This window comes from Cytobacillus sp. Bac17, assembly GCF_024519925.1.
Lineage (GTDB): Bacteria > Bacillota > Bacilli > Bacillales > Cytobacillaceae > Cytobacillus > Cytobacillus pseudoceanisediminis.
Map to the genome: position 1 here is coordinate 92889 of NZ_JALJRC010000019.1, position 11620 is coordinate 104508.

Genomic DNA, 11620 nt, shown 5'->3' on the forward strand with positions numbered 1-11620 from the left:
AATATGAATTTTGATGATATCTGTGACATTTCCTTTGAAAAGTACTATAATCGTATTAGATTCAGATGGGAAGTACTTAAAAGGAGATGTGAATATGCTTTCAAATATTGGTGTTCCAGGATTAATTTTAATCCTTGTTTTAGCGTTAATCATATTCGGACCAAAAAAACTGCCGGAAATTGGCCGTGCTTTTGGTGAAACACTTAGAGAATTCAAAAAATCCACCCGTGATTTAACGAGTGACGTAATGGAAGAATTTGAACAGGATTCTAAGAAAAAAACGGTTAAATAAGGTGTAAGGATATACTTCTTGCACCTTTTTGTTTTGGTTTCAGATACAGCAGGCTGGGCCATAGCCTGGTTTTTTATAAAATTAGCAGGAGAATTATATGGAAGAAAAAGAGTTAAATTTAGTCGAACATCTAGATGAATTAAGAAAAAGACTCATTATAACGGCATCAGCATTTATCCTATTTTTTATTGCAGGCTTTGTTTTTGTGGAGGATATTTATAAATGGCTGGTAAGAGACCTGGACGTCAAATTGATTGTCCTGGGTCCAAGTGATATTATCTGGGTTTACTTTATGCTTGCTACGGTCATTGCAGTTGCAGGGACAATTCCCGTTCTGGCTTTGCAGATTTGGCTTTTTGTCAAGCCTGCCCTGACAGCCGCTGAGCGGAAGATTTCTCTTTCTTATGTGCCGGCGCTTTTTATATTGTTCATTATTGGCCTTTGCTTTGGCTATTTTGTCATTTTCCCCACCGTATTGAGTTTTCTTGTTGAATTGGGTGGAGAAATGTTTGAGGCTAATTTCACTGCGGATAAATATTTCCGCTTTGTCCTAAATATGACTTTGCCTTTTGGAGTTTTGTTTGAACTCCCTGTAGTCATCATGTTCCTGACTTCGCTTGGAATCATTAATCCTTATGTGCTTACTAAAATCAGGAAGTATGCTTATTTTATCCTTGTCGTGATTTCAGTTGTTATATCACCTCCTGACTTCATGTCTGATATTCTTGTCACTATTCCATTGCTTCTGCTTTATGAAATAAGCATCAACTTATCTAAAATTGTTTACAAAAGAAAGCTGAAAAAGGCAGAGAATTCAGGAGAGGCATCTTCTTAAAAAAATTAATCAGATAGCATAATCAGACACATTTCGAGCCGTATTTGGGGTATAATATAAACAAACGGGTGAAAAAGAGGATTGATATTTTGCTATTTAAAAGCCTAGAGTTCAAAAATGCTGTTGGACAGAAGGTAAAAATTATTGAAATTCCTGTATTGGCAAAAGATAGCCCTTATTATTTTATGATCCAAGTCCGTTTGAAAACTTTTATTGCGGCCACTAACGCCAATGAGAAAACACTTAAGAACCATTCATTTAGAGAATATCTAAAGCGAGTTTTAAAGTGGCCCGTCTATGAAGAGATTTTTAAGACTCCAGAATTAAAAAATAACGCATAACAACTTTGATGCCGGCAGCCAGCCGGTATTTTTTTGGCCACTTGAGGAGGAGAAATACAGGCTATATATTTATCGCTTTATTTGTATTTTGCTTAAATGTATAATATGAACTAATTGTTAATCCAGGGGAAGTGAAAGCATAATGGCTAAAATTAAAATTGTTACAGATTCTACAGCTGACCTATCCAGCGAATTGATTGAAAAATTCGATATTGAAGTTGTCCCGCTATCTATTCACATAGAAGGTAATACATACTTGGACCGGGTTGATATTACTCCTTCTGAATTCATGAGAAAAATGAAAGAAGCGGACGAGTTGCCTAAAAGCTCCCAGCCTCCTGCGGGAGTATTAGCTGAGGTGTATGACAGGTTTGGTGACCAAGGCTATGATATTCTCTCAATTCATATGACTGGCGGAATGAGCGGTACTGTTCAATCAGCAGAAAGTGCAGCAGCTATGTCACATGCAAATGTTACAGTGGTTGATTCAAGATATATATCCAAAGCACTGGCTTTTCAAGTATTGGAGGCTGCAAAAATGGCCAGCGAAGGGAAAAGTATTCAGGAAATTGTCAGCCGGCTGGAAACCATTCGCAGTAATACTAAATTATTTGTAGTAGTAGATACGCTGGAAAATCTTGTGAAAGGCGGAAGAATCGGCAAAGGCAAGGCCATGATCGGGTCCTTGCTGAATATAAAACCAATTGCCTCGCTTGAAGGCGGTGTATACACACCAGTTGCCAAAGTAAGAAGCCATACACAGGTGGCCAAGTATTTGGCCAAGCAATTTGCAGAGGATATCAAAGGGAAAACAATAAAAGGTGTAGGCCTTGTCCATGCAGAAGGCATTGAGTTAGCTTCTAAACTGAAGAAAATGATTGAAGAGCTGGATGCTGCTGCAGAAATTGAAATCGAAGAAACAACTCCAATTATCAGTACACATACAGGGCCAGGAGCAATTGGATTTATGTATCATCTGGAAGATTAATAAAACGGACGCATGGCTATCAGGCTATGCGTTTTTTTGCAGTTTAGGAATTTATAAAATATAACGATGTGAATAACTTTGATGAAAAATTATCTGCATCCAGCTCCTACCCGATCAAGGGCCTTCCGTTTTTGTTCAGGATATAAATGCTGCACTTTTAAAACTTTGGCGTTTTTAGAGGATTTCAGCAGAATTTTGCCGAAAAAGGTTAGATAGCTACTTAGAATATAAGGAATCGGTGACTGCTATATGAAGGATCAAATAAAAAATCTGCCTTTGTTCAGAAAAGTACTGTTATTCTCCTTCCTCATTTCTATCTTTGTCACAGTTTTTACAGCAGGCATCAGCTTTATGGTTGAAACCCGGCATCTGGAGAAGCAGCTTACAGATAGAGTGACTGACATGGCTTCTCTTTGGAGCTCTGTTATAGAGTACAAAGATGTTGAAAAAGTAAAGGAATATCAAAATCCGTCCGATCCGGCTTATAAAAGGCTGCAACATCTTATTTCATTGGTAAATGAAAAGGCAGCCTATTCAAATGCTTCACTGCTGATGCCGGAAAAAAGTGATGATAACTCGGTAAAGTTATTAGTAACTTCCAAAAGCTCTAAAGAAATGGGCCTGGAATCATTTTCATTTTATTCGGCAAGTGACGATTTTATAGATGGTTTCACGGAAGCTGTGCAGAAGAGAAGTACTGCATCCAGTAAAGTTTATCAGGATCAGTTTGGCACCTGGATTTCTGCCTTTTCCCCTATTGTGGACTCTAAAGGAAATATTATTGCCATATTATGTATCGATATTGATGCTGCTGTGCTGAAATCGATTCAAAGAGATTTAGCCCTTTATTTATCAGGCTTATTTTTAATCATTATCTTTTTAGTATATTTTGTTTTGAAACGGGGTCTTAAAAAAGTATTAGAGCCAATTAATGATATTATTTCAGGTTTTAAAGAAGTCAGCAGCGGTAATTTTAACGTAAAGTTAAAGCCTTCTAATCAAGCAGATTTAGGCATTCTTTCAGAGAGATTTAACTTTATGACCACCCGGCTGGCTATCCTTTTTGAAAGACTGTCTGCCACTTCCGAGCAATTTGGGACAGTGCCAAGGAATACTCCCTCTTCACATCGCTTTGAAGAAGCAATAGGGGAAATGGAGCATATCATGGAAAGGACAAAGATTCTTAAAGAGCTGCAAAGAGCTGAAAAGATGAACGCAATTGGCCAGCTTGCTGCTTCGGTGGCACATGAAATCAGAAACCCAATGACGGTAGTAAAAGGATTTCTACAAATTTTTTTGGCTAAGGAAGAAATGACCGAAGAAGAAAAAATGTACATAAAGCTTATGATTGATGAGATGGACAGGGCGGAAACAATCATAAACGATTATTTATCCCTTGCCAAACCTGATATAGAGCAAGTAGAGGCAATTAATGCCGGAGAACTTGCTGCCGGTGTAATTGATCTAATGAACTCTTATGCCATGATGTCAAAAAATATATCTGTTGCTTCCGAGATATCTGAAGGTATATGGATACAAGGGAATGCCAGTGAGTTAAAGCAGGTTTTGATCAATATTTATAAAAACGGCATTGAAGCCATGAAAAATGGGGGCTGTTTGTCACTTTCGGTATCCAGTGAAGGTATATATGGTGTTTTTGAAATTTCTGATACCGGGATTGGTATGACAAGAGAAGAAATGGATAGATTGGGAACCGCTTTTTATTCTTTGAAAGAAAAGGGAACTGGGATGGGCCTGCTGGTATGCTACCAAATTGTCGACCGGATGAAGGGACGTATTGAGGTTAATAGTGAAAAAGGAAAAGGAACGGTATTCCGGATATTCATTCCGCTGGCAATTGATTAGATTTATAGAGCTTTATCCTGTAATTGAAAATATTTGCCATTCTTGTTTATCCCCCGAATAAAATGAATTATGGGGGTGTAGGGTTGAAGAAAAAAAATGTCCTTTTATTCAGTGACTTTGGAATAGATGATTTTGTTGCGGTGATTTTTGCCTTTTTCTCAGAAGAAATCAATATCGTGGGGATTGTTGGTGATTATGGAAATGTATCAAGGGAAGATGCCATCCGAAATGCTGCATATCTGCAAGAAGTAACTGGACACAAGGAAATTCCTGTATTCAGCGGAGCTGTTTTGCCATTAACCGGGGAAGTTCCGGTGTATTATCCTGACGTCCACGGTATAGAGGGACTCGGCCCGATTGTGCCGAATCTGGAGAATTCCAATGACATATTTGAAAATTTTGATGATTTCAAAGACCTGATCCAGAAGTATGAAAATGATATAACTATAGTAAATGTAGGCAGGCTTTCATCACTGGCTGCGGCATTTATTCTTTACCCTGGACTCATGAGTAAAGTCAGTGACTTTTACATAATGGGAGGGGCATTTAATGTTCCTGGCAATGTGACTCCGGTAGCTGAAGCAAATTTTTATGGTGATCCATATGCGGCCAATGTTGTGTTTGCGAATGCACCGAAGAAAATTCATATTCTTCCTTTGGATGTAACGATGTCTGCAATCATTACACCAGCTGTTGTCGACGCCCTTGATGCTTATTATCAGTCTGTACAAAATGAAGTAGGCTTGCTTATTAAGCCTATGGTTGATTATTATTTTAATTTTTATAAAGGAACCTCCCCTGGCATAAGCGGCAGTCCCCTGCACGATTTGTTAACCTTTTGGGCAATGCTAGAAGAAGCTGAAATTCAATATATGGAAGTCCCGGTAAAAATAATTGTCAACAGAGGGGAGGCGTTCGGCCAGAGCATTGGAGATTTTAGGAATGCACCTCCTGAAGATAAGATGAAATACCGGATTCATCGGATTGCTGTACAATTTAATTATTCAAGTTTTATCAAGATATTTTATGAGATAATGACCAATCATAAAACGAAAACACCCTAAAAAGAAAAATGTGTTTATGCGGATGCTTCCGGCTTATCCCGCTATTTCTTAAAAAAGAGGCAAAAGCTTCTATTCACAAGTTTGTCACAAGTACTTCTTTCTTCTTTCAAGAATATTTGCTAAAATTAGCATCGTAACTAATTAAAGCAGGTGAATGTATGAGAAAAAGAGTTTTTGCCATTATCGTTTCAGTTTTTATGCTTTTAGTCCTTTCAGCATGTGGACAGAGTGGCATAAAGGATGCGTTAAACTGGGAACTTGCAGATTTTAAGTATACAAATCAGGACAATCAGGAAATTGGTTTAAAGGATCTTGAAGGCAAGGTATGGGTTGCGGACTTTATTTTTACTAACTGTGAAGATGTATGTATGCCAATGACAGCTAATATGAAGAAGCTTCAGGATTTGGCTAAGAAGGAAGGCATTAAAAATATCGAATTTGTTTCTTTCAGTGTTGACCCCAAGGTTGATACACCGGAGGTATTAAAGGAATTTGCATCAACATACAATGCAGATTTCACCAATTGGCATTTTCTGACCGGCTATTCCCAGGAAGAAATTGAAAAGTATGCTATGGAATATTTCAAAGCCATTGTGAAAAAGCCGCAAACAGGCGATCAGGTTATCCATGGAACTGATTTTTACCTTGTTGACCAGAACGGCAATGTAATGAAATATTATACCGGTCTTAATGAAATTCCATTAGATGAAATAATGAATGATATTAAAGCCTTGCAATAGACCTTGGAAAAGGTCTATTTTTCTTTTCAGATAAGCCCGGGAACCTTCCGGGCAAAAGCTAATTCTTTTTAATAGTAAAGTACATGTTATAATATGATTGAATTATATAGGCAGGTGATAGTATGATAAAAAAATTCACCTTCATCTTTTTGATCATGCTTCTTCTCGCCTCCTGCAGTTCCTCAAACAACAGCGAAATCATTCATTCTGAAAAAGAATCTAAACTTGCACTTAAAGAGGAGATTCCCTTCGACTTTTTTCCAAGAAATATTACTGTTGCTGCAGTAGGGGACTCTTTAACCCAGGGGGTTGGAGACAGTACTGAACGCGGAGGCTACGTGCCATATCTTGAAATGTCACTGGAAAAAGACAAAAGTGTGAAAGACGCTGTTTTTTATAATTTTGGAGTAAGAGGCAATCGTTCCGATCAATTATTGAAAAAGCTAGGGACTGAAGAAGTAAAAGATGTTGTGAAGAGTGCAGACGCGGTTATCATAACCATTGGCGGAAATGATGTGATGAAAGTAGTCCGCGAGAATTTTTCAAACCTAAAGCTGAGAGCTTTTGTTAAGGAAAAGAAAAAATATGAGCAGAATCTGATTGATGTTTTAGATGCGATTAAAGAGGTAAACCCTAATAGTAAAATCATTTTAATAGGATTATATAATCCCTTCTTAAAATGGTTTTCCGAAATAACGGAAATAAATGATATTCTTGAAGATTGGAATGGCACAAGCCAGACAATATTAAAAAAGTATCCGGGAACCTATTTTGTTGAAATAGATGATATTTTCGAAAATACCGATGATAATCTTTTATATACAGACTATTTTCACCCAAATGACAAAGGATATGAATTAATAGCTGACCGAGTTCATCAAATCCTCACAGAAGAAGTTCTGAAAGAAATTCCGTATAAAAGGAAAGCAGAAGGAAATGGAGAGAAGATTATTGAAAGATAGCAAATGGAAAAAGCTGTTTTTTGCGCTGCTGGTCATTAATGCACTCATCTTAATTGTGCTGTTTATTTTTATCAGCATGCCGGCAGATGATGAAGGCTATACAGCGATCACCGAGAATAGTGATAATTATGTTCCTTTTAACATAAAAGCCAATAAAGAAGACTTGAATAGAGTCATTAACCACTATCTTGAAAAAGAAGGACTGACAGGGGCAATAGATTATAAAGTTCTCTTGAATGATGAAGTTGATTTATATGGCACAATCCCTTTTTTCAGCCAGGATTTGCAAATGAAATTATCATTTGAACCAGAAGCCTTGGAGAATGGGGATGTTGTCCTCCAGCAAAAGTCCATATCTGTAGGGCAGCTGAATCTTCCTGTATCACATGTCCTAAAGCTGGTAAAAGACCGCTACAAGGTTCCAGAAGGGGTCACAATCCAGCCGCAGAAAGAACGAATTTATGTGTCGCTGCAGGAGATGAAGCTGAAAAGTGATGTAAAAGTAAAAGTGGATGAATTTAATTTAAAGCAGGATGATATTCGTTTTACCCTTCTTGTGCCGGTTAAATGAGAAAAGGGAATCCTTTCGCAAAGGATTCTTTTTCTGTTAATGGGTATTTGAACCCATTAGTCTGGAATCAGAATTGCTTCAAGCACAGGCTCATTGGCAACAGAACCTACAGCCAATAGGGTGTAAGCCTGGTCTGCTTGAAATTGCATCCGAGGAATTGCCAGTGCTACATTGGGGGTGCCTGAAATCCTTGCTTCCAAGTCGACAGTCATTGGAGTTAAGGCCAGATATTTGCTTGCCTGCCTGAAAGCGATATTGGGAAAAACGACATCCCGGTTTTTTACGGCGATATCAACCGCAGGAGCATCAGCTGAAAGATGGGCAAATCTGACTTTTGTTTCTCCAGCAGGCACTTTATGGTGGTCTTCTAAAATAACAAGCTTTAATTTCGATGCAATTCCTGCGGCAGCAATTGTATAAGCCTTACCTGCGGCAGCAATGATTTTTCTGCTTAGAAGCGTGGACACCATATTGCCTGCTCGATATATGTCTATCTGATGCTTGCCGGCTGGCAGGGAAGCATAGCCGCTTGCTTCTTTATAGTGGAAGTCCTTCAAAATACGCGTACCGTCTACATAAATATCAACCTGACCGGCATCAGGTGAACCATGAAAGATCCGTACTTTTGCCTGCTGTCCCTCAGAAGGCTGCTGGTTTTGTGTCCGCATTATTTGAAAAGCCTGATTCAGGCAATGTAAATGTTTATAGTAATAAGCAATATGCTGTGCAGGATCAATATATTTAAAATACTGCGAAAGAAGATCATACTTAGCTGCTCTTTGGAAGTACCATTGCCGATTTCTCTCTGAAGCCATGCTTCTCCCTCCTAAATCTGCTCCAATAACATATGCTTCTGACTGGATGAATGCCACATGGGGAAAATGAAGTAGAAAAAAAATAGGCTTTACTTCTGGTGCAATATTCCATATAATATAAACAAATAAACGAAAGCGGGTGATGTGCTATGAAAAGAGAAATTTATGCAAATACGTTCATTGTAAAAAATTCAGGCACAGCCCAAATGGAGATCGTTTAATCGAGCGGAACAGTTAGTTTTCCACTGCTTATTGAACCTTGCATTATTAAACCATGGGCTGATTGCCTATGGTTTTTTGTATGTAAATTAAATTTCTATAAGCATGGAGGAACAAACATTGACAATCAATAAATTTGGATTTAATAACTTTTTTAAAGAGGCTTTTTCAGTGTATGAAGATAAAGATTATCAAATTGGCCGTGTTGCACTAGAGCATAAAAGAATGTATCGCGTTTGGACAGATAACTCTGAAATGCTTTGCGAAGTATCAGGGAAGTTTTCTTTCAGTGCATCTTCAAGGGAAGATTATCCTGCTGTCGGTGACTGGGTTGTCATCAAAGAAAGGGCAGGAGAACAGCGAGGGACGATTCATGCTGTCCTTCCAAGAAAAAGCAAATTTTCACGGAAAATTGCAGGGATGAATACTGAAGAGCAAATTGTAGCAGCCAATGTAGACACTATTTTCCTTGTTAATTCTCTTAACGAGGATCTTAATTTAAGGAGATTGGAACGTTATTTGCTTTTATCATGGGAAAGCGGGGCAAATCCTGTTATAGTTCTTACCAAGGCTGATCTTTGTGAAAATCTGGAGGATCAGCTTGCTGATGTGGATAGTGTCGCCATGGGTGTTCCTGTTATCTCAATCAGCGTCATTGAAGAGAAGGGAATAGACCAGCTTAAGCCTTTTTTAGAGCCAGGAAAAACAATCGCCTTACTCGGCTCTTCAGGCGTAGGGAAATCCACTCTTACAAATTACCTTCTTGGCGAGGATAAGCAAAAAGTCCAGGATATTAGGATTAGTGATGATAAAGGAAAGCATACAACTACCCATCGGGAGCTCATCCTGCTGCCTGACGGTGCCATATTAATTGATACTCCAGGAATGAGAGAGCTTCAGCTGTGGGAAAGTGAAAATGGGCTTTCTGAAAGCTTCACAGATATTGAGCAAGCCGCTGAAAACTGCAGGTTCAGGGACTGTACACATGAAAATGAGCCAGGCTGTGCTGTGCATAGGTTGATAGAGGATGGAGACATATCAGGGGAACGTCTTAACAGCTATAAAAAGCTTCTCAAGGAACTCGCTTATCTGGACAGAAAGCAGGATAAGAGAGCCCAATCTGAAGAACGCAAACGCTGGAAAAAAGTGAGTGCCGGAGCAAAGAACAAAAGAATGTGAAAATTCATAAACCTCAGAAACCTCTTCGCTAAAGAGGTTTCTTTTGCATATAAGGAATCTTTTCATTAATCTTATGTATATAGCTTTAAATTATCATTCTAAGGGAAAAAGTAAAAGATAGAAAAGTGCCGGAAAGAGGTGGAGTAAATGACAGAGAAACTATTTGAAAAGGCAACATTTGCAGGAGGCTGCTTTTGGTGTATGGTAAAACCTTTTGATGAACAGCCTGGAATTAAAGAAGTAATATCCGGATATACCGGAGGAAATGTAAAAAATCCTACTTACCAGCAAGTCTGTTCAGAAACGACTGGTCATTACGAAGCAGTTCAAATTACATTTGATCCTGTGGTTTTCCCATATGAAAAGCTTCTTGAACTATATTGGCAGCAGATTGACCCAACAGATGCAGGCGGGCAGTTCTATGATCGCGGCCAATCATATCAGACAGCGATTTTCTATCATAATGAAAAACAAAAGCAATCAGCAGTAGAATCCAAACAAAAGCTTGAAGAAACCGGACCATTTACGAAACCGATAGTTACCAGGATTCTGCCTGCTTCAGACTTTTATCCTGCAGAAGACTATCATCAGCATTATTACAAAAAAAATCCGGATAGATACAGTTCCTATCAAACCGGCTCTGGAAGAAAGGCATTTATTAATAAGCATTGGGGTGAAAGATAATGGCAAAAAATAGAGAAGATTTAAAGCAGAAACTTGATCCAATGCAATATGAAGTCACTCAGAATAATGGCACGGAGCCGCCATTCCGCAATGAATATTGGAATGAATTTAAAGAGGGAATCTATGTCGATATTGTTTCCGGCAAGCCTCTCTTCAGCTCAAAAGACAAGTATGACGCAGGATGTGGCTGGCCAAGCTTCACAAAGCCCATACAGGATGAAGAAATTGTGGAAAAAGAAGACCGCAGCCACTTTATGGTCAGAACGGAAGTGAGAAGCAAATCAGCCGATTCCCATCTTGGTCATGTTTTTGATGATGGGCCGGGACCTGAGGGCCTCCGTTATTGCATTAATTCTGCTGCACTAAGGTTTATTCCTAAGGAAAAACTGGAGGAAGAAGGCTATAAAGAATTTCTGCGATTATTTAATGATGCAAACTAAGAAATGGAAGGTGTTTTTATGTTTAAGAAATTATTTGGCAAAAAGGAAGCAGTTAAAGCAATTGAGGTTAAGGCTGCTTTGACAGGCACGGCAGTTAATCTGGAAGACGTGCCTGATCCTGTATTTGCAGAAAGAATGATGGGGGACGGTATTGCAATCGAACCTGCAGAAGGGGTGGTTGTTTCCCCGGTAAATGGAGAAGTAGTTCAAGTGTTTCCTACCAAGCATGCAATTGGCATTCGTGCTGAGAATGGTGCAGAGATTTTAATTCATATAGGCCTTGAAACGGTTTCGATGAAAGGGGAAGGGTTTGAGACCCATATTTCCGAAGGATCAAAGGTCAGTGAAGGGGATAAGCTTGTCACTTTTGATTTAGCTCTAGTTAAAGAAAAGGCAAAGAGCACTATCACTCCGATCATTGTCACTAATGGCGACCAGGTCGCTTCTCTTGAGAAGAGTGTGGAGGGACCTGTGGCTAGAGGGACATCTACGATTATGACTGTTACTGCAAAATAATTAGAAAAAGCCGCCTAATTTTTAGGCGGCTTTCAGACTGTCGACAAACTCGATGAAAATCGTGCTTGTCTGCAGTCTTTTTTATTTTAAAATAGAAGTAATACAATG

The 11620-nt window shown here is 38.7% G+C and carries 14 protein-coding genes; 13 read left to right on the top strand and 1 reads right to left on the bottom strand.

Features of this window, described 5'->3' with window-relative positions; all coding sequences use genetic code 11:
* The first annotated feature begins 94 nt into the window (after positions 1-94).
* From NR125_RS19845 to NR125_RS19885, 9 genes are all read left to right on the top strand, one after another.
* Positions 95-292: a twin-arginine translocase TatA/TatE family subunit gene (locus NR125_RS19845; protein ID WP_009332617.1), complete on the top strand. Its 198-nt coding sequence runs from the start codon at positions 95-97 to the stop codon at positions 290-292.
* Positions 293-389: 97 nt separating this feature from the next.
* Positions 390-1127 carry a twin-arginine translocase subunit TatC gene (gene tatC / locus NR125_RS19850; protein ID WP_251156209.1) on the top strand — a complete coding sequence of 246 codons (738 nt, stop codon included), beginning with the start codon at positions 390-392 and terminating at the stop codon, positions 1125-1127.
* Positions 1128-1216: 89 nt separating this feature from the next.
* Positions 1217-1468, top strand: a complete 252-nt coding sequence (locus tag NR125_RS19855) for a DUF2535 family protein (protein WP_019379714.1) — start codon at positions 1217-1219, stop codon at positions 1466-1468.
* A 142-nt stretch (positions 1469-1610) separates the two neighbouring features.
* Positions 1611-2456 (top strand): DegV family protein, encoded by an 846-nt coding sequence (locus NR125_RS19860; RefSeq protein WP_009332614.1) that lies wholly within the window; start codon positions 1611-1613, stop codon positions 2454-2456.
* 249 nt (positions 2457-2705) lie between these two features.
* The gene (locus NR125_RS19865; RefSeq protein WP_251156208.1) at positions 2706-4322 is read left to right on the top strand and encodes a sensor histidine kinase; all 1617 of its coding nucleotides are present in this window, start codon (positions 2706-2708) and stop codon (positions 4320-4322) included.
* 83 nt (positions 4323-4405) lie between these two features.
* Entirely contained in the window at positions 4406-5386 is a 981-nt protein-coding gene (locus NR125_RS19870) for a nucleoside hydrolase (protein WP_256815954.1), read from the top strand.
* A 158-nt stretch (positions 5387-5544) separates the two neighbouring features.
* Positions 5545-6126 (top strand): SCO family protein, encoded by a 582-nt coding sequence (locus NR125_RS19875; RefSeq protein ID WP_009332611.1) that lies wholly within the window; start codon positions 5545-5547, stop codon positions 6124-6126.
* A 122-nt stretch (positions 6127-6248) separates the two neighbouring features.
* Complete coding sequence (locus NR125_RS19880) at positions 6249-7088, top strand: SGNH/GDSL hydrolase family protein (RefSeq protein ID WP_251156206.1); 840 nt, start codon at positions 6249-6251, stop codon at positions 7086-7088.
* Positions 7078-7659 carry a YpmS family protein gene (locus NR125_RS19885; RefSeq protein WP_009332609.1) on the top strand — a complete coding sequence of 194 codons (582 nt, stop codon included), beginning with the start codon at positions 7078-7080 and terminating at the stop codon, positions 7657-7659. Before NR125_RS19880 ends, NR125_RS19885 begins: the two co-directional genes overlap by 11 nt.
* A 56-nt stretch (positions 7660-7715) precedes the next feature.
* Here NR125_RS19885 and NR125_RS19890 read toward each other — a convergent pair whose 3' ends face one another.
* Positions 7716-8474, bottom strand: a complete 759-nt coding sequence (locus NR125_RS19890) for a DUF4397 domain-containing protein (protein ID WP_019379711.1) — start codon at positions 8472-8474, stop codon at positions 7716-7718.
* Positions 8475-8813: 339 nt separating this feature from the next.
* Here NR125_RS19890 and rsgA point away from each other — a divergent pair, with 339 nt between their 5' ends.
* The 4 genes from rsgA to NR125_RS19910 all read left to right on the top strand — a co-directional run bounded on the left by rsgA (position 8814) and on the right by NR125_RS19910 (position 11512).
* Positions 8814-9872: a ribosome small subunit-dependent GTPase A gene (gene rsgA / locus NR125_RS19895; RefSeq protein ID WP_251156204.1), complete on the top strand. Its 1059-nt coding sequence runs from the start codon at positions 8814-8816 to the stop codon at positions 9870-9872.
* A 147-nt stretch (positions 9873-10019) separates the two neighbouring features.
* Positions 10020-10556, top strand: a complete 537-nt coding sequence (gene msrA / locus NR125_RS19900) for a peptide-methionine (S)-S-oxide reductase MsrA (protein ID WP_009332606.1) — start codon at positions 10020-10022, stop codon at positions 10554-10556.
* A complete protein-coding gene (gene msrB, locus NR125_RS19905; RefSeq protein ID WP_009332605.1) occupies positions 10556-10996 on the top strand; it encodes a peptide-methionine (R)-S-oxide reductase MsrB in 441 nt (146 codons plus the stop codon). Before msrA ends, msrB begins: the two co-directional genes overlap by 1 nt.
* An 18-nt stretch (positions 10997-11014) precedes the next feature.
* Positions 11015-11512 carry a PTS sugar transporter subunit IIA gene (locus tag NR125_RS19910; protein ID WP_019379710.1) on the top strand — a complete coding sequence of 166 codons (498 nt, stop codon included), beginning with the start codon at positions 11015-11017 and terminating at the stop codon, positions 11510-11512.
* Positions 11513-11620 lie beyond the last annotated feature (108 nt).